The sequence below is a fragment of the Acidimicrobiales bacterium genome, from assembly GCA_025455885.1.
In the GTDB taxonomy this organism is placed as follows: domain Bacteria; phylum Actinomycetota; class Acidimicrobiia; order Acidimicrobiales; family Acidimicrobilacustridaceae; genus Rhabdothermincola_A.
Genome location: JALOLR010000010.1, coordinates 51,014 through 75,885, shown reverse-complemented (window position 1 = coordinate 75,885; position 24,872 = coordinate 51,014). Strand labels below are relative to the sequence as shown.

Below are 24,872 nucleotides of genomic sequence, written 5' to 3'. Positions count from 1 at the left end.
GACTACTCGGCCCGGTCGGCCGGACCCGCAGTGTAGAACGCGCCGGTCCGCGCACCGTCGGGGACCCGGCTCCCCGGCTCGAGCGACGCGAACGGTCCGACCACGGCGGCGCTGCCCACGTCGGCGTCGCGGCCCACGGTGTGCTCGACGACCGACCCGGCGCCCACCACGCAATCGACCAGCCTCGTGTTGGGGCCGATCTCGGCGCCCGAGCCGATGCGGCACCGACCCTGGAGCATCGTGCCGGGGAACAGGGTCACGTCCGGGGCGAGCTCGACGGTGGCGTCCACCGACGTCCGGGAGGGGTCGACCATCGTGACGCCGCGTCGCATCCAGGCCTCGTTCGTCCGACGCCGCAGCTCGGCCTCGGCCACGGCGAGCTGCAGTCGGTCGTTCACGCCCTGGGTGTCGGCGGGGTCGGCGACGGCGAGGGCGGCGACCGTGTACCCGGCCGCGGCGAGCACCTCCACCACGTCGGTCAGGTAGTACTCGCCCTGTGCGTTCTCGGGGCTGAGACGGCGCAGCGCCGGGGCCAGGACGCTGGCCCGGAAGCAGTAGATCGACGTGTTGACCTCGTCGATGGCCAGTTCGGCCTCGGTGGCGTCGGCCTGCTCGACGATGCGGTCGACGCGCTCGTCGCGTCCGCGGACCACCCGCCCGTAGCCGGTCGGGTCGGCGACGTGGGCGGTCAGCACCGTGCAGGCCGCATCGGCGGCCCGGTGAGCGGCGACGAGGGCGGCGAGGGAGTCCGGCCGCAGCAGCGGCGTGTCACCCGGCAGCACCAGCAGGTCGGCGTCGGCGTCGTCGAGGTCCTCGGCGGGGAACGCCGTGAGCCCAACGCTGACGGCGTCGCCGGTGCCGCGCTGGACGTGCTGCTCGACGAACTCGAGCGGGAGGTGGGGCGCCTCGTCGACCAGCTTCTTCGTGACCCGCTCCGCCCCGTGGCCGACGACCACGACGGCGCGACGCACGTCGCACAGCTCGAGGGCGTCGAGGACGTAGAGCACCATGGCCCGGCCGCAGAGCAGGTGGAGCGGCTTCGGCCGGGACGAACGCATCCGCGTCCCCTCTCCGGCGGCGAGGACGACGGCGGACAGGGTTCGCTCCATCGCCCCTTTCTACTGCGGCGCCGGGGGCCCCGGAGACCCGCGGTGGTACCGTCGGCGCAATCCTTCGGGGGTGGTGTAATTGGCAACACGCCAGGTTTTGGTCCTGGTCTTCGGGGTTCGAGTCCCTGCCCCCGAGCCCGCCTCCCGACCGCCGGCGCCGGCAGCACCCCGCCGGCCGGCGACGCTTTCGCACGACGGGGGCCTCGCCCGATAGGGTCATCGCCCTCATGGGTTCCCTGATCAAGAAGCGGCGCAAGCGGATGCGCAAGAAGAAGCATCGCAAGATGCTCAAGCGCACCCGTTTCCAGCGTCGCGCCGCCGGCAAGTAGTCCCCCGTCCGCGGGGCGCTCGCCCACCAGCCACGTCCACCCCTCCCCCACCCGGCCGCTGACGCCGGGTGGGTTCGCGTGCGGGCGGGGACATCACCGTCCCGAGCGTCCCGCCCGAGTGCGGCACCGCCTCAGGCGGGAACGGTCCGGGCGACGATGCGGCCGTCGCCGGGGAACGCCCCGTCCACGAACCACGTGGAACCCGAGCCGGCGAGCCGCGGCCGGAGGCCGGTGGCGTCGCCGAGGCGGTCGCGCCACTCAGCGAGACGGGGCTCGACGACCAACGCGGCGGGTTCGAGGTCGTTGCCGTGGTCGCCGACGGGGCCGCCGAGGTCGTCCCAGGCCCGGTACACGGCGGGGGTGGAGCACCCGAACGGCGGGGTGAGCAACGTCAGCGTGCGCGCCTCGAACGGGAGCGGCTCGACGATCTCGCCGATGCCGGTGACCCGGGCCCGGCCCCCGACGAGGCAGAAGGCGATGTCCGCGCCGAGCGCCGCCGCCGCCACGAGGTCGGTGTGCCCCGCCCAGCGCAGCACCGCGGCGGCGTCCGCCGAGCCGCCGCCGAGGCCGGCCCCGGCGGGGATGCGCTTGGTGACCACGACGTGGGCCCGGCGACCGGCGAGGACCAGCGCCCTCCGCACCAGGTTGTCGTCGCCCGCGCCGACGTCGTGGGCCAGGCCGGTGTGGGCGTCGAGCAGCTCCAGGCCGTCGCCGGACGGGTCGATCCGCAACGTGTCGGCGAGGTCGAGGGTCACCATCTCGGCGTCGATGAGGTGGTAGCCGTCGTCGCGCAGGCCGGTCATCCGCAGGGTGAGGGTGAGCTTCGCCGGCGCGGTGACGGTGGTCGGGGCGCTCATCGCGTCACCCTGGCACAGGTCCGGCCACGACGGCGTCGGTGAGCGCCCCCCACGCCTCGATGCCGAGCTCCTCCGGACGCGACTCGGGGGCGATGCCGGCCCGGGCGAACTGCGCGGGCGAGACCCGGTCGGCGAGCGAGCGCCGGAGCATCTTGCGCCGCTGGCCGAACGCCTGGCGGACCAGGGAGAACAGCACCTCCCGGTCGCTGTCGACCGCGGGGACGGGGCGACGACGGATGCGCACGAGGACCGACTCGACCTTCGGCGGCGGGAGGAACACGGTCGCCGGCACCCGGGCCACGACCTCGGCCGTCGCCCACAGGGACAGCTTCACCGACGGGATGCCGTAGGTGCGGGTCCCCGGTGGGGCCGCCAACCGCTCACCGACCTCGCGCTGGACCATGACGACCATCGGGTCGACGGCAGGCACCTCGTCGAGGAGGTGCAGCACGACGGTGGTGGCCACGTTGTAGGGCAGGTTGGCGACCAGCGCCCAACGCGGGTGCCCCGCCAGCACCTCGCCCCAGTCCACCTCCAGCGCGTCGCCGCGGACCACCCGCACCCCGAGCGGGCCGACGACCTCCGTGAGCGGCGCGATGAGGTGGCGGTCGAGCTCGACCGCCACGACCTCCGCCCCCGCTTCGGCCAGCGCGGTCGTGAGCGAGCCCACGCCGGGCCCGATCTCGACGACCGGGTCGCCGGGGTGCACCTCGGCGACGCGGACGATGCGGCGCACCGTGTTGGGATCGACCACGAAGTTCTGCCCGAGCGCCCGGCTCGGCGCCAGACCGTGGCGGTCGAGGAGCTCGACCACCTGCGAGCGCGTGAGGGTCACGTCACCACGACCCGGCCCCGCGGAGCAGGTGTCGGCCTGGCGAGAGTGCGCGGCCCGCTCAGCGCAGGCCGAGCTTGCGAGAGCACGCCGGCCAGGCCCCCCAGCCCTGCGTGGCCCGGACCCGCTCGCCGACGACGATCTGCTGCTCCCGGGAGGCCTGGTAGGCGTACGGAGCGAAGGCCCCGCCGCCGTGGCGGTTCCAGGTGTCGGGGTGGAACTGGAGGCCGCCGGAGTAGCCGTTGCCACTGTTCATGGCCCAGTTGCCGCCGCTCTCGCACTGCGCGAGGCGGTCCCAGTCGCTGCCGGCGCTCACCGTCGGCGCCGGGGGGGGCGGCGGGGGCGGAGGAGGAGGGGGCGGTGGCGGAGGCGGCGGCGCGGCGGTCGTGGTCGTCGTGCGGGGGGCGGCGGTCGTGGTCGGCGCCGCCGTGGTGGTCGGGGCCTCGGTCGTGGTGGGCTCCTCGACCGGAGCGACGGTCGGCTCCACCGTGGTGGGGACGGTCGTGGAGGGCGCCCGGGCGGCGATGAGGCTCGGGTCGCCACCGTCGGTGCTCACCATCGCCGCGTCGGACGACCCTGCCCCTCGGTCGAGGAGCTGGAGTCCGAGGAGCGGCAGGCAGACGACCGTCACCACGAGGGCGACGATCAGGCGACGCTGCGACGGAGCGGTGGAACCGTTCAGGGCGGTGATCCCTTGGTGCGACGACAGGACGGGGTCCACGGCGTGGCCGCGCCGGACGCAGCGCGTCCGTCGTCAACTCCGCCCGGAGCCAGGTGTCGACCCTAAACAGATCGCAACACAACCGCAACTTTCGTCATGTGACGTCGGGCACCCGCTCAGACCAGGCGGTACACCCGCTCGGCGTTCGCCCAGGTCGTCGCGGCCACGGCGGCGGGGTCGTCACCGCGGGCGGCGGCCACCGCCGCCCCCACCACCGGGACCAGGGCGGGGGCGTTGCGGCGACCGCGGTGAGGTACCGGGGCCAGGTAGGGCGCATCGGTCTCCACGAGCAGCCGGTCGGCAGGGCACGACACCGCCGCCTCGCGCACCTCCGCGGCGCTGGGGAAGGTGACGATGCCGCTGAACGAGAGGTGGGCGCCGACGTCGAGGAACCGCCTCGCCTCCTCCGGGCCGCCGCTGAAGCAGTGGATGACGGTGCGCTCGGGCACACCCTCCGCGACCAGGATCGAGAGGGTGTCGTCCCAGGCCTCGCGGGTGTGGACCACCAGCGCCAGGTCGTGACGGTGCGCCCAGGCCACCTGGGCGGCGAAGACCTCGCGTTGGACGGCTCGGGGCGAGTGGTCGTAGTGGTAGTCGAGCCCGCACTCGCCGACGGCCACGACCTCCGGCTCGTCGAGGAGGTCCTCGATGCCGTCGAGGCCGGCGGTGGCGTCGTGGGGGTGGAGACCGGCCGTCGCCCACACCCCCTCGACGGTCCTGGCCGTCTCGAGCGCGCGCCGGGAGCTGGCGAGGTCGGTGCCCACGTCGACGAGCCGCAGCACGCCGGCGGCGCGGGCATCGGCCACGGCTGCGGAGGCATCCCCGTCGTGGTCGAGATGGCAGTGGTCGTCGGTCCAGCGCAGCGGCGCGTCCACGACGACTACCCCACCGTGTCGGAGGCCGGTGGGACGAGTCGGGGGAACAGACCCTCGCCCTTGACGACCGTCGACCCGCCCGGGTAGCCGCCCCACGCCGCGGCGGCCGGCAGACGCTCGTCGTCCGGGCGACCGTCGAGGCCGATCCGGGTCCAGATCTCCGCGCACGCATCCGGGATGGCGGGGCTGGCGAGGACGGCCACGATGCGCAGCACCTCGAGCACGTCGCCCATGACGGCGTCGACCTCGGGGCCGGGGTCCATCTTCCACGGCTCGTGCGCCTCGAGATGGGCGTTGGCCGCCGCCACGAGGCGCCATGTGGCCTCGAGGGCGAGACTCGGCGTGATGCCCGCCCATCCCCGCACCGTGGCCGCGTAGGCGTCGGCCGCCACCGCCGCCAACGGCGACCCGGGTGACGGCGCCGGACCCACCCCTGCGCACTTCTTCGCGACGACGGTCGCCACCCGGGCGAGGAGGTTCCCGAGGTTGTTGGCCAGGTCGGTGTTGTACCGGGTGACCATCTGCTCGTACGAGAAGTCGCCGTCGGGGCCGAAGGGCGTGTCGCGCAGGAAGTGGTACCGGAAGCCGTCGACGCCGAAGTCCCCGACGAGATCGGCGGGGAAGATCTGGTTGAGTCGGGTCTTCGACATCTTCTCGCCCCCCACGAGCAGGAACCCGTGCACGGCGATCCGCTTCGGTGGCTCGATGCCCGCCGCCAGGCACATCGCCGGCCAGTACACGCAGTGGAAGCGCAGGATGTCCTTGCCGATCAGGTGGTGCACCTCGGGCCACCACTCGGCGAAGCCCGCCGGGTCGGCCCCGTAGCCCACCGCAGTGGCGTAGTTGATGAGGGCGTCGTACCAGACGTAGAAGACATGGCCCTCGTCCCAGGGGACCGGGACCCCCCAGTCGATCGAGGTGCGGGAGATCGACACGTCCTCGAGGCCCTGGCGGATGAGGCCCAGCGCCTCGTTGCGCTTGCCCTCCGGCTGCACCGCGCCCGGGTTGGCCTCGTACCAGTCGAGCAGCGGCTGCGCGAACTCCGACAGCCGGAAGAACCAGTTGTCCTCCTCGAGCCACTCGACCGGTCGACCGTGGATGGGGCAGTTGCCGTCGAGCAGATCGGCCTCGGTGTAGTAGGCCTCGCAGGCCACGCAGTATCGGCCCGCGTAGGTGTCCTTGCGGATCCACCCGTTGTCGTGGATCGCCTGCATGAACGCCTGCACCGACGCGGTGTGGCGGGGCTCGGTGGTCCGGATGAAGTCGTCGTTGGAGATCCCGAGGAGCTCCCACGCTTCGCGGAACCGTGCGCTCGTCCTGTCCGCCTGCTCCTGCGGGCTGATGCCGTTGGCCTCGGCGGCCCGCTGGACCTTGAGGCCGTGCTCGTCGGTGCCGGTGAGGAAGCGGACCTCCTCACCGAGGAGGCGGTGCCAACGGGCGAGCGCGTCGGCGGTGACCGTCGTGTAGGCGTGGCCGATGTGGGGGACGTCGTTGACGTAGTAGATCGGCGTGGTCACGTAGAAGCGGTCGGGCACGCCGGTCAGGCTACGGGGCGCCGGCACGGCACCGAACCCGACTCGACCCGACCCCTAGAGTGACGACCCATCCGCGCCGGTCCCCGGACCGTCCAACGGATCCGAGAACCCGAGGAGCCCGTGGCGCACCCCCACCCACCCACCCGATCCGCCGACCCGGCCGAGCCGGCGACCACGCCGTGAACCTGCTCGTCCTGCTCGTCGTGTCGGTCCCGGTGGTGCTGGCCCTGGCCGTGCTCGCCAGCCGCGTCCTCGGGGTCCGCATCGGCGTCGTCGCCTCACTGTTCGCCGCCACCACCGGGTGGATCGGCGGCGTGCTCCTCGCCAACGCCGTCGACACGACGAGCGACGGGTGGCGCGTGGCCATCGCCGTCGTCACCGGCCTGCTCGCCACGCTCGCCGTCGCGGTCGTCATCGAGCTCGTGGTCGGCCCCACCGACAGCCCCCGCCGACGCATCTCCGTGTCGGCGGCGCTCCATCCCGTCGACACCGCCCGCCGCCAGCTCGATCCACTGCGGCGGGGCCGCCAGGTGGCTCGCATCGCCCGTAGCAACGGCATCCTGCGGTTCCGCTACGCAGGCGCCTCGGGGATCGACGACCCCGCGTTCGGCGAGGGCCTGCGCGACACGCTCCAGGAGTGCGGGGGGATCCTGGTCAAGTTCGGACAGATCGCCAGCACCCGCACCGACGCCCTCCCGCCGACCGTCACCGGCCCGCTCGCCGACCTCCAGTCCGACGTGCGCCCTGCGACCGCCGACGTGGTGCGCCCCGAGCTCGAGGCCGGCCTCGGTCGACCGGTCGAGGAGGTGTTCGCCGAGTTCGACTGGGAGCCGCTGGCGGCGGCCTCGATCGGGCAGACCTACCGGGCGCGACTCCTCGACGGCCGACCGGTGATCGTGAAGTGCCGTCGACCGGGGATCGAGGAGCTCGTGCGCCGTGACGGCCAGGCGCTCATGACCCTCGCCTCGTTGCTCGACACCGGCAGGGGCGGCGCGGGCCGGTTCACCATCCTCGCCGGTGAGCTGGTCCGCAACGTCGAGGCGGAGGTCGACTACCGGCGGGAGGCGGCCAACGCCGAGGCGATCGCCGCCAACCGCGGCGGCGACGGGATCGACATCCCGGTGATCCACCGAGAGCTGTGCTCGGCCGGGGTGCTGGTGATGGACGTGGCCGACGGGGTGTCGGTCGGCACGCCCGGGGCCGTCGAGCGCTGCGCCCGACCGGCTCCGGAGCTGGCCAACACGCTGCTGGCGTCGTTCCTCGGCCAGATCCTGCAGGACGGGCTCTACCACGCCGACCCCCATCCGGGGAACGTGCTCGTGACACCGGCGGGCCGCCTGGGCCTGATCGACTTCGGCTCGGTCGGCCACCTCGACCCCCGCGTCCTCACGGGCCTCCAGCTCCTGGCCCTCGGCTCCACGCTGCGTGATCCGACGATCGTCGTGAAGGGGCTCGTCCGGGTGGCACCGACGCCCACGAGCGTCGACCGCAGCGCCCTCGAGGCCGACGTGAGCCGCATCCTCGGCGAGGAGCTGACCGGCGGAGGGATCGACGCCGCCATGTTGCGCCAGGTCTTCGCGGTCATGGACAAGCACGGGATCCACGTCCCGCAGGCGTTCGTGGTGCTGTCCCGGTCGCTGTTCTCGCTCGAGGGGACGCTGCACCTCATCGACCCGAACTTCGACTTCGGGTCGGCCGCCACGTCGATCGTGGCCGGCTGGTACGGCGGGCCGGAGGCGCTCGACGACGAGGCCATGCTCAAGCGGGAGCTGCTCCGGGCGGTGGTGCTGCTCCGTGACCTGCCGACGCAGGTCGACCAGACCGCCGGCGCGCTCCTGGCCGGCCAGCTGAAGGTGCAGACCTCGCGCTACGGCGGCGACGACACCGCGGTGGTGGGCGCCTGGTTCGACCGAGCCACCATCGTCGTGGTGGCGGTCGGGACCCTGCTGAGCGGTTCGCTGCTGATGCTCGGCGCCGCCATCGAGGACGACACCGAGCTCCAGGGCCTCCTCACCGGGCTGGGGCTGTTCTCGCTGCTCACCGGGTCGGTGCTGGCCATGCGCGCCCTCGCCCGGGCACTCTCCCCCCGACGGCGCTGAGTCGCCGGCCGTCCGGCGGCCGCGGACGTCAGTCGTCAGCAGGGCGCGAACCGGTGGGGGCGACCCCCTCCACCCGCTCGAGGACGCGCAGCACGCCGACCAGCGCCGCCGCGAGGTCCCGGGCGGCCTCCTCGTCGGTCGATGCCAACGGTTCGGCGAACCCGGCGACCAGGCCGGCGAGCAGTTCCCGGGCGAGTCGCCGCCCCGAGTCGGTGAGCACGATGTCGACCCGGCGGGCGTCGCCCGACGAGGCGCGCCGCGCCACCAGACCCCGACGCTCCAGGCGGTTGACCGTCTTGGTCATCCCGCTCGTGGTCTGCACCACGCTCCGGGAGAGCTCGCTGGGGCTCTGACCTCGTCCGGGCGCCGTCAACAACAGGCTCGACAGGACCGAGAACTCCGAGCGCTCGAGCCCGGAGGGGCGCAGGAGGTCCTGGAGCCCGCGCTCGACGAGACGGCCGAAGCGCATGGCCCGCAGCGCCAGTGCCGCCGATCCGATCTGCTCCGGGGCGACGTGACCGGCGAGGCCCTGCTCGAGGAGCCCCGCTCCTGTGGGCGCCGGACCCAGGGGAGCGCCGGCCGCTCCACCATCCGCCGGACCGTCACCCACGGCACCCATGGCCCCCACCTCGCTCGTCGACGGCGGGACCTTACGTCCCAGGACGCACCCCGGTCGCCGCGACCTACTTCAGGCGGAGGTCAGCGACACGGGCGAGCGCCCCGTCGACGTCACCCGTCGACGGCGGGGACGCCGCCAGCGCCCTGCGCACCGAGGCCCGGTCCGGCTCCGGAGCGTCGGCCGGCGCACCGGGTGCCGGGGGCGCGTCACCGGCGGGCGCGAGCGCCACGACGGCATCGAGCCCCCGCTCGGTGCGCAGGCGGTCGACGTGCTGCAGCGTGCGCTCGAGCTGGTTGGTGCGGGTGCCGGCGAGATGGTCGTAGGTCTTCGACACGGTGGCCAGCTGGCTGCCGAGCTTGGCGAAGGCCTCGGCGTACCTGGTCCACTCCTTCTCGAACGACGCCAGGCACGCGAGGATCTCGTCGCTGGTGCGCTCGAGCCGGAACTGCTCGACGGCCTGACGGACCACGGCGAGCACCGCGAAGAGCGTGGACGGGGAGCAGATGACCACCTTCTGGCCGATGGCGTGGTCGATCAGGTTCGGGTCGCGCTCGAGCACGAACCCGAAGACGGCCTCGTTCGGGATGAACAACAGGACGTGGTCGACGGTGCGCTCGGCGTCGATGTAGGAGCGGGTGGTGATCTCCTTGATGCGGGCCTTCACATCGACCATGAAGCGGGCCTCGAACGCCTCGCGGTCGGCATCCGTGGACGCCTCCAGCGCCCGCAGGTAGTTGTCGAACGGGAACTTCACGTCCATGTGCAGGTCGCGGCCCCCGGGGAGCGGGAAGGTGAGGTCGGGGATGGTGCCGCCGGCGACCGCGGTCTGGCGGCGGTAGTTGACGCCCTCCACGAAGCCCGCGGCGCGCAGCACGTCCTCCGCCATGCGCTCGCCCCACTGGCCCCGTGCCTTGGTGCTGGCCAACGCCTGGCGGAGGGCGTCGGTGGTGCCGGCGAGGTGGGTCGTGGACCGCACGGCGTCGGCCAGGCCCTGCTCGAGGCGGCCCTGCTGCTCGGCGCTCTCGAGGCGGAGCTCGCCGACGAGGCGCGCCATCGCATCGAGCTGGCGGCGGGTCTCGCGCAGCTCGTCGCCCACGGCGCGGCGTTCGTCGTCGAGCGCCGCGCCGATGGCCTCCTGGCGCTCGCGCAGCGCCTGGTCGGCGGCCGCCGACCGGCTGCCCAGCTGCTCGCCGGCGACGTCGACCACGGTGGCCACCGCCGCCTGCACGGTGGCGGCCTGCTCGTCACGCAGTGCCGCGACGGTGGCGGCCACCAGCGCGTCGGGCACGACGGTGGCGGGCGGGGATGCCCGACGGGTGAGGACGACGACCGCGACGGCCACGCTGACCAGGGCCACGAGGAGGGAGACGACGGCGAGGATCACCATGCGACGATTGTGCACAGGGGGTGTGACAGCGGTCGTGGACCCCGCCACAATGGCGGCGCCGATGACGCCCGACCCGACGCCTCCCCGCGACCCGGCCCCCGCGGATGCGGACCGGGACCGCGTCCGCCCCGCGCCCCCCACCGGGGCCGTCACCGCCACCGACGACACCACCGGCGGCGGGACCCACCGGGGCGCTCCACGGCACCCGGGCCACTGGTGGGCATGGGCGACCGGAGCGGTCGCCGTGGTGGTCGTGGCCCTGCTGGTCACCGGCGTCACGGGGCTGAGCGGACCGGGGGCGCTGCGCCGCCACCCGACCGCCACCCTCGAGCGCCTCGTGGACGCCGTGCACGCCGACGCCGGCGAGCTCCGCACGCCCGACGACTGCTGGCGCACCAGCTGGCGGGCCCAGCGCGATCGGGCGCCCGAAGGACCGACACGTCCGATCGCCGCCGTCGACCACCTCCGCAGCCGCGTCGTCGTGCGGGCGTACGCCGACCGCGTGGGCCGGATCGACCGCCGCACGACGGCCGAGATCGAGGCTCGTCTCGAGCGGATCGTCGCCGCCGACCCCGGCTTCGGGAGGGCGATGGTCGTCGTCGAGGCCTCCCCCGACGGCTGGTCGCCCCTGATGTCGTGTCCCCTCGTGATCCGGGGATGGGGATGAGCGCGACCTCCGCCGACCGACACGCTCCCGACCTGGTCGATCGGGGTTCACCCACCGTCCATTCGGTGCGGAGCTAACGTCCCCGCACCCGGTGCAGCATGGGAGCCGCACCCCCCAGGAGGTCGACGTGTCACCGATCCGCCGTTCACCCGCAGCCGCGCTCTTGGCCACCGTCCTCGCGCTGGCCCTGTTCGCAGCCGCGTGCTCCGACAGCGACTCGACCTCGTCGAGCGACACGGAGGCGCCGACGGCCACGACCGCCCCCGCCGACCCGGTCCGCATCCTCGTCACCAACGACGACGGCGTCGGCGCCCCCGGCATCGACGCGGTCGTCGAAGGGCTGCGCACCCTTCCCGGCGTCGAGGTCACCGTCGTCGCCCCCGCCACCAACCAGAGCGGCAGCGGGTCGAAGACCACCGGCGGCCCGCTCACCGGCACCCCCACCACCACCGCCAGCGGCTACGAGGCCATCTCGGTGGAGGGGTTCCCCGCCGACAGCATCGTCTGGGCGCTCGACCAGGGGGGCATCGACTTCACGCCCGACCTCGTGGTCTCGGGCATCAACAGCGGCCAGAACATCGGCGCCGCCACCGAGCTGTCGGGCACCGTCGGCGCCGCCCGCGCCGCGGTGCAGCGCGGCATCCCTGCGCTCGCCTCGAGCCAGGGGGCCCCGGCGGGCGCCGACGGAGGCGCCGACCTGAACGGCACCTTCGACTTCGCCACCGGGGTGGAGGAGGTGCTGGCCTGGGTGACCGCCAACCTCGACCAGCTCCAGACCACCACGGTGGCGAACCTCAACATCCCGACCTGTGCACAGGGCTCGGTCAAGGAGGTCACGGTGCTCCCCGTCAGCCCCGACCTGAGCATCACCGCCCAGGACTGCCTGTCCACCCTCACCGCTCCGATCGACGACGTGCAGGGATTCAACAACGGCTTCGTGACGCTCTCGGCGCTCTCCCCGCAGCCGGCCACCCCGCCCGCCGGCTGAGCGGCTCCGCCGGTCAGGTCGCCAGGGCCACCGCGTAGACGCGTCGCTTCGACACGCCCATCGCGTCGGCGACCTCGCTGACCGCGTCGCGGGTGCTCGCCCCCCGGGCCCGGGCGGCGGCCACCGCGGCGCGGAGGTCCTCGTCGGTGGCCGCCGGGGGCGAGGGCGCCCCGGCGAGCACCACCACGTACTCGCCGCGGGGTTCGACCTGCGCGCAGCGCTCCACCGCTCCCGCCAGCGATCCCCGCCAGACCTCCTCGTGGAGCTTGGTCAGCTCGCGGGCCAGCACCACCCGACGGGTGGGCCCGCACGCGTCGGCGAGGTCGGCGAGCGTCCGGGCGAGGCGGTGCGGGGCCTCGTAGAGCACCGCGGTGCGCGACTCGGCCGCCACGACGGCGAGACGCTCGGTGCGCCCGGAGCCCTTGCGGGGCAGGAACCCCTCGAACACGAACCGCCCCGTCGCCAGTCCGCTGACCACCAGCGCGGCCAGCGCCGCCGAGGGGCCCGGGACCACCTCGACGCGGTGCCCGGCGTCGCCCGCCGCGGCGACGAGCCGCTCGCCGGGATCGGAGATCCCCGGCGTCCCGGCGTCGCTGACCACCGCCACCCGGCGGCCTGCGTCGAGGGCGGCCAGCACCTCGCGGACCGCGGTGGGTTCCGTGTGGTCGTTGACGACGAGCAGTCTCGGAGCCCGCACCCCGATGTGGGCGAGCAGACGCCCGGTGCGCCGGGTGTCCTCGCAGGCCACGACGTCGGCGCGCCCGAGCTCCTCGACGGCCCTCGGGCTCAGGTCGGCGAGGTTGCCGATGGGGGTGGCGACGAGCACCAGCGTGCCGGTCACCGCACCTCCAGGGTGTCGCCGACCTTCAGGCCCCAGTGCTGCACGAGACCGGCCTCGCACTCGAGCACGGCGCGCGCCCGCCACACCACCGCGCCGAGCCGGTTGGGCCGCATCGTGGTGATCCGCAGGACCCTCAGACCCTTGTCGAGGTGGACCACGTCGATGGGGAAACGCATGCGGAAGGTGTGCACGGAGCGGGCGGGGCGCAAGAGGAGGGCGCCGTCGATCCCGTCACGGCCGAGCAGCCCCCGGGCCCGGTCACGGTGGGTCTCCGCGATCTCGAGCGTGGCCAGCACGCGGTCGTCGTGCACGAGCCACGCGCCCGTGACCGGCTCACCACCGCGTGTCGCCATGGCGGGGATCGTACGCGGACGACGCGGGAGCGAAGCCGTGGTGCGACGGCGAACCGCCGGCCCCGTGGCTACACGTTGAATCGGAACTCCATGACGTCGCCGTCCTCGGCCACGTACTCCTTGCCCTCCACGCGCAGCTTGCCCACGTCGCGGGCCTTCGACCAGCTCCCCAGCTCGAGCAGCTCGTCCCAGTGGATCACCTCGGCGCGGATGAAGCCCCGCTCGAAGTCGGTGTGGATGACCCCCGCGCACTGGGGCGCCTTCGACCCGGCGCGGAACGTCCACGCCCGGCTCTCCTTCTCGCCGGTGGTGAAGAAGGTGCGCAGACCGAGCATGCGATAGGCGGTGTGGAGGAACCGGGGCAACGCCCCTTCACCGAGGCCGAGGCCTTCGAGCATCTCGGCGCGCTCGTCGGCGTCGAGCTGGGCGGCCTCGGCCTCGAGCTGGACGCACATGCCGATCACCTCGCCGTGGCCGCCGAACTCCGCGAGCACCGGCGCCACCTTCTCGTCGATCACCTCGAGGTCGTCCTCTCCCACGTTGACGATGGCCAACACCGGCTTGTTGGTCAGAAGGAAATAGGAGCGCAGCAGTTCGCGGTCCTCGTCGTCGAGGTCGCTGCGGTACAGCGGGGTGCCCTCGGCGAGCACCTGGTAGGCACGGTCGAGGGCGGCGACCTCGTCGGCCACGTCCTTGTCGAACTTGGCCGCCTTGCGGCGCTTCTCCTTCTGGTTCTCGACCGTCTCGAGGTCGGCCAACGCGATCTCGGTCTCCACGATGCGCAGGTGCTCGAGCGGATCGGAGGGCCCGGGCACGTCGTCGTCGGCGAAGGCCCGCAGCACGAACACGATGGCGTCGGACTCGCGGATGTTGGCGAGGAACTTGTTGCCCAGGCCCTCCCCGGTGCTGGCCCCCTCGACCAGACCGCCGATGTCGACGAACTGCACGCTGGCCGGCACCACGTTCCTGGAGTTGCTCATCTCGGCCAGGCGGTCGAGGCGCGAGTCCGGCACCTTGGCCATCCCGACGTTGGGGTCCTTGGTCGCGAAGGCGTACGGCGCGGCCAACGCGCTCCCCCCGGAGAGCGCGTTGTACAGCGACGACTTGCCGGCGTTGGGGAGGCCGACGAACCCGAACTTCTCCACCGGCGCACCCTACCGGTCGGGCTCGCGCCTCCCGTCGGTCCGCCCGGGCCCGAAAAGGGGGTACACAGGGGGCGTGGACATCGACCTGCTGGGCATGGCTCCCCTGAGCGCCCCGATGCCCCCCGAGGCCGCCCTGGCCCGCATCGTCCACCTCATGGACCGGGAACTCGCCCCGTCGAGCAAGGTCCGTGCCTTCCGCCACGCCGCCGAGGTCGTGGTGGCCGCCGGTCCCGAGGAGATCGCGAAGCGGGCGGCCCGGGGGCGCCTCCAGGACCTCGCCGGCATCGGGCCCTCCACCGCGGCGGTCATCGCCCAGGCGCTCGAGGGGCGGGTCCCCGAGCGGCTGGCCGCCCTCGAGCACGCGGCCCCCCGAGGGCCCGAGGGCCCCGCGGCCGTGGTCAGGGCCGCGCTGCGCGGTGACTGCCACAGCCATTCGACGTGGAGCGACGGGGGCGCCTCCATCGAGGCCATGGCCCGCACCGCCATGGGCATCGGCCACGAGTACCTGGTGATGAGCGACCACTCCCCCCGGCTGACCGTCGCCCACGGACTCAACCGCACCCGGCTTCTCGAGCAACTCGACGAGATCGACCGGCTGAACGACGAGCTGGCGCCGTTCCGGGTCCTCACCGGCATCGAGGTCGACATCCTCGAGAACGGCAGCCTCGACCAGGACGAGGACCTGCTCGCCCGCCTCGACATCGTGGTGGCCAGCGCCCACTCGAAGCTGCGCATGGAACGCGACCACATGACCCGGCGCCTCGTCACCGCCGTGGCCAGCCCCCATGTCGACGTCCTCGGCCACTGCACCGGCCGCAACCTCAAGCCGCGCCACTCCGGGGGCCGGGGCGAGGACGGCACGGCGCGGCCGCCGTCGGAGTTCGACGCCGAGATCGTGTTCGCGGCCTGTGCCCGCTTCGACACCGCTGTCGAGATCAACTGCCGGCCCGAGCGCCAGGACCCGCCCGACGAGCTGCTCGACGTCGCCCTCGAGTGGGAGTGCCTCCTCGCCGTCGACACCGACGCCCACGCCACCGGCCAGCTCCACTGGCAGGACTCGGGCTGCGAGAAGGTCGCCCGCCACGACGTGGCGATCGACCGGATCGTGAACACCTGGCCCGCCGACGAGCTCGTCGAATGGGCCGGCGCGCACCGCTCCGGGTAGCCTCGGAGGCCTTATGTCGAAGAAGACCGCGAAGCGCAAGAACAACGCCCGCAAGAAGCCGGCCAACCACGGCACCAAGCCCAACGCAGGGCGGGGCTGAGCACCACCGCCCCCCTGCCGCCGCCCTCCCGGCGCGTCGACACCGTCGACGACCGCCACGGGGTGGCCGTACCCGACCCGTACCGCTGGCTCGAGGCCGCCGACGCCGAGGTGACGTCGTGGGTGGCCGCACAGAACGGCCACACCCGGGCCGTCCTCGACGCCCTTCCGGGCAGAGAGGCGCTCCACGACGACCTCGCCCGCCTGCTCCGGGTCGGATCATCGGTCGCGCCCCACGTCGCCGGCAACCGCCTCTTCACCCTCGAGCGCTGGGGTCACCACGACCAGACGGTGCTCGTGGTGCGCCCCGCGTCGAGCGCCGGTCGCGCCCGGACCCTGATCGACCCGGCCCGGCTCAGCGACGATCCGACCGCAGCCATCGACTGGTACCACCCCTCCCCCGACGGTTCGCGGGTGGCGTACGGGCTGTCGACGGGCGGTGACGAGCGCTCGACGCTGGCCGTGCTCGACGTGGCGTCGGGCCATCACCTCCCCGACCGCATCCCCCACACCCGGGCCGCCTCGATGGCCTGGGAGCCCGACGGCGCCGGCTTCTTCTACACCCGGTACCCGGACCCGGACGCGGTCGGACCCGGCGAGGCGGAGTACGGACGCCACGTGCGCTACCACCGGCTCGGGTCGCCCACCCCCCTCGACCCGGTCGTCTGGGACGACCTCCCCGATCCGGCCGCCTGGACCACCGTCGACCTGTCACGTGACGGGCGATGGCTGCTGTTCCACGTGTCGGTCGGGTGGCAGCGCACCGACGTGCACCTCGTCGACCGCCGCAGCACCGCCCGCACCGTCCTGATCGAGGGCGTGGAGGCCCGCAGCGCGTTGCAGGTCGTGGACGACCAGGTGATCGGCGTGACCACGCTGGATGCGGACCGGGGGCGCATCGTCGCCGCGCCGCTCACCTCGGCGTGGCACGACCACTGGTGCACCGTCGTCCCCGAGTCCGACGCGGTGATCGAGGCGCTCGCCGTCACCCCGTCCTCCCTCCTGGTCCTCTCCACGCGCTCGGCGGTCTCGCTCCTGCACCGTCACGCCCACGACGGCACCGGGACGGTGCCGGTGGCGCTGCCCGAGGTCGGCTCGGCGTCGGCCCTCACCGCCAGCCCCGACCGGGACGAGGCGTTCCTGGCCCTCACCTCCTTCACCACCCCGCCCACCACGTACCGCTGGTCGGCGGAGACCGACGACCTCGTCGACTGGAGCCGGCTGCACGGCGAGCACGACCCGGACGGGCCCCAGGGCCGCTACGTGGCCGAGACGCGCCGGTACCCGTCGACCGACGGCACCGAGGTCACGATGTTCCTCGTACGGGCGACCGCCACGGAGCCGGGCCCCAACACCCCGTGCGTGCTCACCGGGTACGGCGGGTTCTCGGTCACGCTCGGGCCCGCCTACTCCGCGGCGGTGGTCGACGTCTGCGACCGGGGCGGGCTGTACGCCGTCGCCGGGATCCGCGGCGGTGCCGAGGAGGGCGAGGCCTGGCACCGCGCCGGGATGGGGGCCGACAAGGTCCAGAGCTTCGACGACTTCGCGGCGGCGGCCGACTGGCTGGTCGAGAAGGGCCTGACGGGGCGCGACCGGTTGGCCGTCCGGGGAGGCTCGAATGGGGGGTTGCTCATGGGGGCGATGCTCACCCGCCGTCCCGACCTGTGCGCCGCGGTCCACGCCGCCGTGCCCCTGATGGACATGGTGCGCTATCCGGAGTTCCTGATCGGTCGGCTGTGGGTGCCCGAGTACGGCGACCCCGACCGGGGCGACGAGTTCGCGTGGCTGTGGTCGTACTCGCCGTATCACCGGGTGGTGGACGGGACCTGCTACCCGGCGACGCTGATCACCAGCGCGGCCGGCGACAGCCGCGTGCACCCCGCCCACGCCCGCAAGATGGCGGCTCGGCTCCAGGCGGCCACCTCGTGCGGCACCGACCGGCCGATCCTGCTGCGCGAGGAGGCCGACGCCGGGCACGGGCAGGGCAAGCCGGTGGCCGCGCAGGCCGACGAGCTCACCGACGTCCTCGGGTTCCTCTACGACCGGCTGGGCGTCGCCGTGGCCGAGGGCGAGGCCGCGGGGTCGGCGGCACGACCCGGGTAGCGTCGTCGCCGTGCCGAGCGAACCGTCCAAGGAGTTGGTCACCGTCCCGAACCCGGAGCCGGGGAGGGACTACGAGATCGTCTGCGAGACCGACGAGTTCACCTGCCTCTGCCCGGTGACCGGTCAGCCCGACTTCGCCACCGTGCACGTCACCTACGTGCCCGACGACCTGCTCGTCGAGCTGAAGAGCCTGAAGATGTACCTGTGGAGCTACCGCGACGAAGGGGCGTTCCACGAGGCCGTCACGAACACCGTCCTCGACGACCTGGTGCGGGCCACGCTGCCCCGGCGCATGACCGTCGTGACCACCTGGAAGCCCCGCGGCGGGATCACCACCGTGGTCACGGCGTCGCACCCCGCCTGAGTCGCAGGGGCCTCACCCCTGCGCGGCGGCGAAGGCCAGACAGCCCAGCAGGAGCACCACGGTCACGATCACCGCGAGGCGGTTCACCTGGACGTGGCGCACGGTCCCTCCTCTCGGCGCATCAGACCCACCCGAACCGCTCGGTGTGGATCCGCTCGGGGGCGATGGAGAGGGCCAGCAGCGCGTCCTCCATGGCGTCCATCATGGGGTTCGGCCCGCACACGAAGTACTGGAAGCGGGCCCGGGCCCGGGGCAGGTGACGGTCCAGGACCTCGGCGGTGATGAACCCCGACTCCCCCGCCCAGCCCTCGGGCGGGTCGGTCAGCACCCAGACCACGGTGAGGTCCAGGCGCTGCTCGAGCTCCTCGATCTCCTCCCGGAAGGTGAGGTCGTCCCACCGTCCGCCGCCGACGAACACCACCACCGGGCGCACGTCGCCGCGGTCGGCGAGGGTGCGCAGCATGCTCATCGTGGGGGTGATGCCCACGCCGCCGGCCACGAAGGCGAACCCGGCCCCCTCGTAGCGGTCGAGGCTGAAGACGCCGTGGGGGCCGTCGACGTAGACCCTGGTGCCCACCGCGGTGTCGCCGACCGTCGAGGTGAAGTCGCCGAGGGCCTTGATGCTGACGCTCACCTGCCCTGGGTCCTCGGCGCTCGAGCTGAACGAGAACGGGTGCTGGGTCACCGAGAACGGTGAGCCTCCGACCACGATCCACGCGAACTGCCCCGGCTCGAAGCCGAACCCGGCGTGGCCGTCGGGGCGCATCGTCAAGGTGGCGGTGCGCCCGCGCTCGTGGCGCACGTCGGTGACGACCCATGGACGGTGGCGCAGGACGAGGGGCTTGACCAGGCGCACCCAGCCGAGGAGCCCCAGGAAGGTGGCGGCCATGACGAACCAGAGGGCGCGCTTCCACGCGACGTCGAGGTAGAAGTCGACCAGCACGACGTGGACGACGGCGGCGGTGACCGCCACCACGGCGAGGACCCCGTGGGCGACGTGCCAGATCTCGTAACGGATGCGCAGCTCCGTGCGCCAGACGGAGATCGCGACGAGGGCGAGGAGTGCCACCACGGCCAGCAGCCCGAAGCGCACCCGCCACGGGGTGTCGGCCGTCCAGAAGGTGGCGACCATGCCCCAGTCGGCCGAGATGGCGACGTGACCGAGGATGAGGGCCAGGCCGACCAATCCCATCTGGCGGTGGAACTGGAGCAGGGCGTCGGTGCCGAACGGGGCGGCGACCTGCTTGAACCGGGCGATCAGCGCGAACTCGAGGCCCATCAGCGCCAGACCGACGAAACCGAACGCCGCGCTCAGCTCGGTGAGGACGCCGCGTTCGGACTCCGCCACTCCGATGGCCGCGAAGACCAGCGGTGCGAGCGCGACGCCCACGAACACCGCGATGTAGACGAAGCCCTGGACCAGGACGCGCACCCGTCCTCCTCGCTCGCGGCACCCTGCGGGTGGAACCTAGCGAACCCCGCCGGGGCGCGGGCCTCGCCCTGCCCCGTCGAGTCGGAACGGCGGGCGGCGGGCCGGCCGACCGGTAGGGTCAGCGCGCCATGCTCGACCACGTCTTCACCGACGCCATCGGGGCGCTCCGCGACGCCTTCGAGGGCGCGCTCCTCGAACGTCAGGCCTTCGAGGAGCGGTTCCACGTCGACGTCCTGCTCGGCGACATGACGTGGGAGACCAGCTACGGCCTCCCCGGCGAAGGTCTCCCCCCGAGGGTGCAGGCCGACATCACCCTGGAATGGCCCACCTGGGCCCAGACCGCCTACCGGTCGTGGTACCTCGGCGAGCCGCTCGACGAGCCGCCGAGGATCGACATCGAGATCGTGCTGCGGGTGCAACGCCTCGCGTCGGCCCCCGAGCCCCGGGCGCTGCTCGACGTGCTCCCCGAGATGAGCCCGGAGATCGGCCACGACCGCCTCGAGCGCTCCGGCCCGACCGTCGAGACGGCCTACCCGGGCGACCTGGCCGAGCCGGAGTACGCCATCGAGGTCAGCTACGAGGGCGTGTACGAGGTCGACGAGGCCACGCTGGCCGACGGCGCGGTGCTCGACACGCACCTGTCGGCGATGGGCGGGTGGATCTCGTCGATCCTCGTGAAGGTCGGCGACGTGCGCTGGGACCACCTGCCGCCGCTCGACGACGACGGGGACTGACAGGGGCAGGCGGGCCGGCCCGGCGGCCGCGCCCGCTACCGCTCAGAAGGTGTCGGGCGAGGGCAGCAGGTCGGGGTACACCGGGTCGCGCTTCTCGGCCCGGGCGGCGAAGGACTCGGCCATGTCGTCGGGTTGGAACATGCCGGTCTGCCAGGTGGCGATGTACTCCAGCCCGTCCGAGATGCGGTGGTCCCGGGCGTAGACGAGGGACTGCTTGGTCCCCCAGATCGCCAGCGGACTCTTGGTGGCGATCTCCGCGGCGATGGCGAGCACCCCGGCCACCAGCTCGTCGTGGTCGGCGAATACCTCGTTGACGAGCCCCACCTCGGCCGCCCGGGCGGCGGGCATGCGCCGGCCCGTATAGGCCAACTCCCGGGCCACCCCTTCGGGGATCAGCCGGGGCAGGCGCTGGAGGGTGCCGACGTCGGCGGTCATTCCGATGTTGATCTCCTGGACGACGAACCAGGCGTCGGCGCTGGCGTAGCGCATGTCGGCGGCGCACACGAGGTCGACCCCTCCGCCGATGCAGCCGCCCTGCACGGCGACGAGCACCGGGAAGCGGGTCGTCTCGAGCGCCGTGAACGTGTCCTGCAACATGAGCGCGGTCTGGCGGAGACGGGCCCGCACCCGGCCGATCTCGGCGTCGCCCCCGCCGAGGGCGTCACCGGCGAAGACGGCGAGGTCCATGCCGGCGGTGAAGTGCTTGCCCGTGGAGGACAGCACCATGGCCCGCACGTCGCCTCGGGCGTCGAGCTCGCGGGCGATGGCGGGCAGCTCGGTCCAGAACTCGCGGACCATCGAGTTGTACTCGTCGGGCCTGGACATGACCACGTGGGCCACCTTGTCGGCGACCTCCACCTCGAAGCAGCGATACCCCATGGCGGGAGCGTACCGATCCCGCCGGGCGGGTCGCCGACGAGCCGGCGTCAGAGTCCGGCGAGGCGACGCAGGTCGGTCTCGGGACGGGCACCCATGTGGGAGATCACCTCACCCGCCACGAGCGACGCCACCCGACCGCACTCGGCGAGATCCGCGCCGACGGCCCAGCGCGAGAGGAACCCCGCGGCGTAGAGGTCGCCGGCGCCGGTCGTGTCGACCACGTCGGTGGCCGCCGCCGCGACCTCGACCCGGCTGCCGTCGGAGGCGAGGATCACCGAGCCCCTCTCGCTGCGGGTGAGACAGGCGATGCCCACGTGCCCCGCCACCCGCTCGGCGGCCTCGTCGAGGTCGTCGACCTCGTACAGCGAGCAGATCTCGGACTCGTTGGCGAAGAGGATGTCGACGTGGTCGGCGACGAGGTCGAGGAACTCGACGCGGTGCCGGTCGACGCAGAACGCATCGGAGAGGGTGAACGCCACCGGCGTGCTCACCTGCCGGGCGTGGTCCATGGCGTGGCGCAGCGCGGCCTTGGCCGTCGGCTCGTCCCACAGGTAGCCCTCGCAGTACAGGACCTTCGCCGTGACGAGGTCGACGCCGCCCACGTCGTCCGGCCCGATGTGGGCCGACACCCCGAGATAGGTGTTCATGGTGCGCTGCGCGTCGTCGGTCACGAGGATGAGGCAGCGGGCGGTGCCCGCCTGGGCGGCGTGGCCCCGTGCCGGCGCGGCGTCGAAGACCACACCGGCGTTGCGGATGTCGTGGGCGAAGACCTCGCCGAGCTGGTCGTCGGCGACGCGGCCGACGAACCGGGCGGACCCGCCGAGCGCCGCGACCCCGGCGGCGGTGTTGGCCGCCGAACCGCCTGAGGCCTCGACGGCCGGGGGCATGGCGGCGTAGAGACGGTGGGCCACCTCGGCGTCGATGAGCTGCATGGCGCCCTTGACCATGCCGTGACGGGCGAGGAAGTCCTCGTCGGCCGGGGCGAGCACGTCGACGATGGCGTTGCCGACGCACACCACGTCGAGGTCGCGATCGGGCGGGGGCTTGAGCACGGTCACGGCCGGCGACCCTACGCTGCCGCGGTGACCGAACGCGAACCCGCCGAGCCCTCCCCCGCCTCGACCTCCCCCGACGACCCGGGGTTCGATCCGTTCCGCCTGCCCTCCGGGGTGCGGCCGGTCCGCTACGACCTGTGCCTCGAGCCGGACCTCGCCGCGGCGACCTTCGACGGCACCGTGGCCGTGGTCCTCGCCGTCGAGGAGCCGAGCACCCGGATCGTCGCGAACGCAGTGGAGCTCGAGGTCGACGAGGCCTGGGTGGTCACCGACGCCGGCGAGCGCATCGAGACCCTCGGCGTCGACCTCGACGCCGAGACGGAACGGGTCACCTTCCGACTCGCGGAGCCGGTGCACATCGGGACGATCACCCTCCACGTCCGCTTCCGGGGCATCCTCAACGACAAGCTCCGGGGCTTCTACCGATCCACGTTCACCGACACCGACGGGGTCGAGCAGACCATCGCCACCACCCAGTTCGAGGCCACCGACGCCCGGCGGGCGTTCCCGTGCTGGGACGAGCCGGCCCACAAGGCGGTGTTCGGCGTCACCCTCGTCGTCGACGCCGACCTGTTCGCCGTGTCCAACGCCGCCGAGGTGGCCCGCGGCGCCCACCCCGACGACCCGTCGCGCCACGTCGTGCGCTTCGCCGACACCATGGTGATGTCCACCTACCTCGTCGCCTTCGTCGTCGGCCCGCTCGAGGCGACCGACCCGGTCGACGTCGACGGGACACCCGTGCGGGTGGTCTTCCCGAGGGGCAAGGGCCACCTCACCGCCTACGCCCTCGAGGTCGCCGAGTTCTGCCTCCGTCACTTCGCCGAGTACTACGACATCCCCTACCCGGGCGACAAGCTCGACCTCGTCGCCGTCCCCGACTTCGCCTTCGGGGCCATGGAGAACCTCGGGTGTGTCACGTTCCGGGAGGTCCTGCTCCTCGTCGACCCCGCCGAGGTCACCCAGGCCGAGCTGTTGAACGTCACCGACGTCATCAACCACGAGCTGGCCCACATGTGGTTCGGCGACCTCGTCACGATGAAGTGGTGGAACGGCATCTGGCTGAACGAGGCCTTCGCCACCTTCATGGAGATGCACGCCACCGACGCCTTCCGCCCGGCGTGGGACCGCTGGGCGACCTTCGGCCTGGCCCGCAGCGCGGCGTTCGACACCGACGCCCTGGCCAGCACCCGCCCGATCGAGTACCCGGTGGTGTCACCCAGCGACGCGGAGGGGATGTTCGACATCCTCACCTACGAGAAGGGCGCGGCGGTGGTGCGGATGCTCGAGCAGTACCTCGGAGCCGAGGCGTTCCGGGACGGGATCCGCCACTACCTGCGCACCTACGCCTACGGCAACACCGAGACCACCGAGCTCTGGGACGCCCTCGAGGCGGCCACGGGCGAGCCGGTCCGCCGGATCATGGACTCCTGGATCCTCCAGGGCGGGTTCCCCGAGGTCACCGTCGACCTGGTCGACGACGGGGCCACCCTGCGCCTCGGCCAGCACCGCTTCGGCTACGCCGGTGACCTCGGCGAGGGAGACGACACGCCCGCGCCGGCGCTCGACCACGCGAGCCGCTGGTCGATCCCCGTCATCCTCAGCCAGAAGACGACCCACGACGACCTCGTCACCTTCGAACGGGTCCTCCTCGAGGACGACACCCTCGACGTCACCCTCATCGAGGCGGTCGAGTGGGTCCTCGCCAACACCGAGAGCACCGGCTTCTACCGGGCGCGCTACGCCCCCGACCTCCTGGCCGCCCTGGTGACCCACGCTCAGGCCGACCTCTCCCCGGTCGAACGCTACGCCGTGGTCGACGACACCTGGGCCTCCGTGCTGGCCGGCGACACCACGAGCCTCACGTTCCTCGACATGCTCCCCGCCTTCGCCGGGGAGTCCGACCTGTCGGTCTGGCAGCGCATCGTGGGGTGCCTGACGGCGCTGCACCGCCTCGTCGACGACGACGTCCGCCCGGGCTTCCGGCGTCGCGTCGGCGCGCTGCTGGGCCCGGCCGCCGACCGCCTCGGCCCCGAGCCCGGCTCGGACGAGAGCGACCGGCAGCGGGCGCTCCGCGGCGTCCTGTTCGAGGCCAGAGGGGTGCTGGCGGGTAGCACGGCGGTGGCCGCCGCCGCCCGGACCATCGTGGCCCACCCCGCGACCGCCGATCCGGCGATGGTCGCCGCGGCCGTCAACGTCGTCGCCGCCACCGGCGGCGAGGCCGAGTTCGAGCTCTTCCTCCGCCGGTTCCGCGACGCCTCCACACCTCAGGAGGAGCTGCGTTACCTCTCGGCGCTGGCCGACTTCGACGACCCCGACCTCATGCGCCGGCTCCTGACGCTCTCCACGACGGAGATCCGCACCCAGAACGCCCCGTTGCTGCTGCGCCGGGCGCTCACCAACCGCACCCAGGGCCCCCTCGCCTGGTACTTCGTGGCCGACGAGTGGGACACGATCAACGACCGGTTCCCGTCGAACTCGATCGCCCGCCTCCTGGAGGGCGTGCGCTCGCTGTCGAGCCCCGAGGTCGCGTCGTCGGTGTTCGCCTTCTTCGAGACCCACGAGGTGCCCCAGGGCGACAAGATCCTCGCCCAGCACCTCGAACGCCTCGAGGTGAACGTCGCCCTCCTGGCCCGCGACGGCCGCGCGCTCAACGAGGCACTCGCCTGATCGGACGGTCGCGCCCG

At 73.2% G+C, this 24,872-nt stretch carries 22 protein-coding genes, 1 tRNA gene and 1 pseudogene; 10 read left to right on the top strand and 14 right to left on the bottom strand.

Annotated elements, in window-relative coordinates; translation table 11 throughout:
• Positions 1–2: 2 nt before the first annotated feature.
• Complete coding sequence (locus MUE36_10290) at positions 3–1,109, bottom strand: NTP transferase domain-containing protein (protein ID MCU0311318.1); 1,107 nt, start codon at positions 1,107–1,109, stop codon at positions 3–5.
• Positions 1,110–1,173: 64 nt separating this feature from the next.
• On the opposite strand from MUE36_10290, the gene MUE36_10285 reads away from it, so the two are divergent.
• Positions 1,174–1,245 (top strand) — tRNA-Gln (locus MUE36_10285).
• A 91-nt stretch (positions 1,246–1,336) separates the two neighbouring features.
• Positions 1,337–1,438, top strand: a complete 102-nt coding sequence (locus MUE36_10280) for an AURKAIP1/COX24 domain-containing protein (GenBank protein ID MCU0311317.1) — start codon at positions 1,337–1,339, stop codon at positions 1,436–1,438.
• Positions 1,439–1,569: 131 nt separating this feature from the next.
• On the opposite strand, the gene MUE36_10275 is transcribed toward MUE36_10280, so the two are convergent.
• From MUE36_10275 to MUE36_10255, 5 genes and pseudogenes are all read right to left on the bottom strand, one after another.
• The gene (locus MUE36_10275; GenBank protein ID MCU0311316.1) at positions 1,570–2,295 is read right to left on the bottom strand and encodes a 4-(cytidine 5'-diphospho)-2-C-methyl-D-erythritol kinase; all 726 of its coding nucleotides are present in this window, start codon (positions 2,293–2,295) and stop codon (positions 1,570–1,572) included.
• Positions 2,296–2,299: 4 nt separating this feature from the next.
• Positions 2,300–3,130 (bottom strand): 16S rRNA (adenine(1518)-N(6)/adenine(1519)-N(6))-dimethyltransferase RsmA, encoded by an 831-nt coding sequence (gene rsmA / locus MUE36_10270; protein MCU0311315.1) that lies wholly within the window; start codon positions 3,128–3,130, stop codon positions 2,300–2,302.
• 76 nt (positions 3,131–3,206) lie between these two features.
• Positions 3,207–3,428, bottom strand: a pseudogene (locus MUE36_10265) (transglycosylase family protein).
• A 536-nt stretch (positions 3,429–3,964) separates the two neighbouring features.
• The gene (locus tag MUE36_10260; GenBank protein ID MCU0311314.1) at positions 3,965–4,723 is read right to left on the bottom strand and encodes a TatD family hydrolase; all 759 of its coding nucleotides are present in this window, start codon (positions 4,721–4,723) and stop codon (positions 3,965–3,967) included.
• 5 nt (positions 4,724–4,728) lie between these two features.
• Positions 4,729–6,258: a class I tRNA ligase family protein gene (locus tag MUE36_10255; protein MCU0311313.1), complete on the bottom strand. Its 1,530-nt coding sequence runs from the start codon at positions 6,256–6,258 to the stop codon at positions 4,729–4,731.
• Positions 6,259–6,437: 179 nt separating this feature from the next.
• On the opposite strand from MUE36_10255, the gene MUE36_10250 reads away from it, so the two are divergent.
• Entirely contained in the window at positions 6,438–8,357 is a 1,920-nt protein-coding gene (locus MUE36_10250; GenBank protein MCU0311312.1) for an AarF/UbiB family protein, read from the top strand.
• A 28-nt stretch (positions 8,358–8,385) separates the two neighbouring features.
• On the opposite strand, the gene MUE36_10245 is transcribed toward MUE36_10250, so the two are convergent.
• Positions 8,386–8,976, bottom strand: coding sequence for a MarR family transcriptional regulator (locus MUE36_10245; protein MCU0311311.1), 591 nt, complete (start codon positions 8,974–8,976; stop codon positions 8,386–8,388).
• Positions 8,977–9,040: 64 nt separating this feature from the next.
• On the bottom strand, positions 9,041–10,363 hold the full coding sequence (locus MUE36_10240; protein MCU0311310.1) for a DNA recombination protein RmuC: 1,323 nt from the start codon (positions 10,361–10,363) through the stop codon (positions 9,041–9,043).
• A gap of 61 nt (positions 10,364–10,424) precedes the next feature.
• Between MUE36_10240 and MUE36_10235 the strand changes: the two genes are divergently transcribed.
• Positions 10,425–11,030, top strand: coding sequence for a hypothetical protein (locus MUE36_10235; protein ID MCU0311309.1), 606 nt, complete (start codon positions 10,425–10,427; stop codon positions 11,028–11,030).
• Positions 11,031–11,157: 127 nt separating this feature from the next.
• Positions 11,158–12,018, top strand: a complete 861-nt coding sequence (locus MUE36_10230; GenBank protein MCU0311308.1) for a 5'/3'-nucleotidase SurE — start codon at positions 11,158–11,160, stop codon at positions 12,016–12,018.
• 13 nt (positions 12,019–12,031) lie between these two features.
• On the opposite strand, the gene rsmI is transcribed toward MUE36_10230, so the two are convergent.
• The 3 genes from rsmI to ychF form a co-directional block, all read right to left on the bottom strand.
• Positions 12,032–12,859 (bottom strand): 16S rRNA (cytidine(1402)-2'-O)-methyltransferase, encoded by an 828-nt coding sequence (gene rsmI / locus MUE36_10225; GenBank protein MCU0311307.1) that lies wholly within the window; start codon positions 12,857–12,859, stop codon positions 12,032–12,034.
• A complete protein-coding gene (locus MUE36_10220) occupies positions 12,856–13,212 on the bottom strand; it encodes a DUF192 domain-containing protein (protein MCU0311306.1) in 357 nt (118 codons plus the stop codon). Before MUE36_10220 ends, rsmI begins: the two co-directional genes overlap by 4 nt.
• Positions 13,213–13,280: 68 nt before the next feature.
• Positions 13,281–14,357: a redox-regulated ATPase YchF gene (gene ychF / locus MUE36_10215; protein MCU0311305.1), complete on the bottom strand. Its 1,077-nt coding sequence runs from the start codon at positions 14,355–14,357 to the stop codon at positions 13,281–13,283.
• A gap of 73 nt (positions 14,358–14,430) precedes the next feature.
• On the opposite strand from ychF, the gene MUE36_10210 reads away from it, so the two are divergent.
• The 3 genes from MUE36_10210 to queF all read left to right on the top strand — a co-directional run bounded on the left by MUE36_10210 (position 14,431) and on the right by queF (position 18,088).
• On the top strand, positions 14,431–15,522 hold the full coding sequence (locus tag MUE36_10210) for a PHP domain-containing protein (protein ID MCU0311304.1): 1,092 nt from the start codon (positions 14,431–14,433) through the stop codon (positions 15,520–15,522).
• A 162-nt stretch (positions 15,523–15,684) separates the two neighbouring features.
• Positions 15,685–17,724, top strand: coding sequence for a prolyl oligopeptidase family serine peptidase (locus tag MUE36_10205; protein ID MCU0311303.1), 2,040 nt, complete (start codon positions 15,685–15,687; stop codon positions 17,722–17,724).
• Positions 17,725–17,734: 10 nt separating this feature from the next.
• Positions 17,735–18,088, top strand: coding sequence for a preQ(1) synthase (gene queF, locus MUE36_10200; protein ID MCU0311302.1), 354 nt, complete (start codon positions 17,735–17,737; stop codon positions 18,086–18,088).
• Between the two features lie 121 nt (positions 18,089–18,209).
• On the opposite strand, the gene MUE36_10195 is transcribed toward queF, so the two are convergent.
• Positions 18,210–19,520: a ferric reductase-like transmembrane domain-containing protein gene (locus MUE36_10195; GenBank protein MCU0311301.1), complete on the bottom strand. Its 1,311-nt coding sequence runs from the start codon at positions 19,518–19,520 to the stop codon at positions 18,210–18,212.
• A gap of 128 nt (positions 19,521–19,648) precedes the next feature.
• On the opposite strand from MUE36_10195, the gene MUE36_10190 reads away from it, so the two are divergent.
• A complete protein-coding gene (locus MUE36_10190) occupies positions 19,649–20,254 on the top strand; it encodes a hypothetical protein (protein MCU0311300.1) in 606 nt (201 codons plus the stop codon).
• 42 nt (positions 20,255–20,296) lie between these two features.
• Here the strand turns inward: MUE36_10190 and MUE36_10185 are convergent, their stop codons facing one another.
• Both MUE36_10185 and MUE36_10180 read right to left on the bottom strand, forming a co-directional pair.
• Positions 20,297–21,133, bottom strand: a complete 837-nt coding sequence (locus MUE36_10185; protein MCU0311299.1) for a crotonase/enoyl-CoA hydratase family protein — start codon at positions 21,131–21,133, stop codon at positions 20,297–20,299.
• A 47-nt stretch (positions 21,134–21,180) separates the two neighbouring features.
• Positions 21,181–22,191, bottom strand: a complete 1,011-nt coding sequence (locus MUE36_10180) for an adenosine kinase (GenBank protein ID MCU0311298.1) — start codon at positions 22,189–22,191, stop codon at positions 21,181–21,183.
• A gap of 24 nt (positions 22,192–22,215) precedes the next feature.
• Between MUE36_10180 and MUE36_10175 the strand changes: the two genes are divergently transcribed.
• Positions 22,216–24,855 (top strand): M1 family metallopeptidase, encoded by a 2,640-nt coding sequence (locus MUE36_10175; GenBank protein MCU0311297.1) that lies wholly within the window; start codon positions 22,216–22,218, stop codon positions 24,853–24,855.
• Positions 24,856–24,872 lie beyond the last annotated feature (17 nt).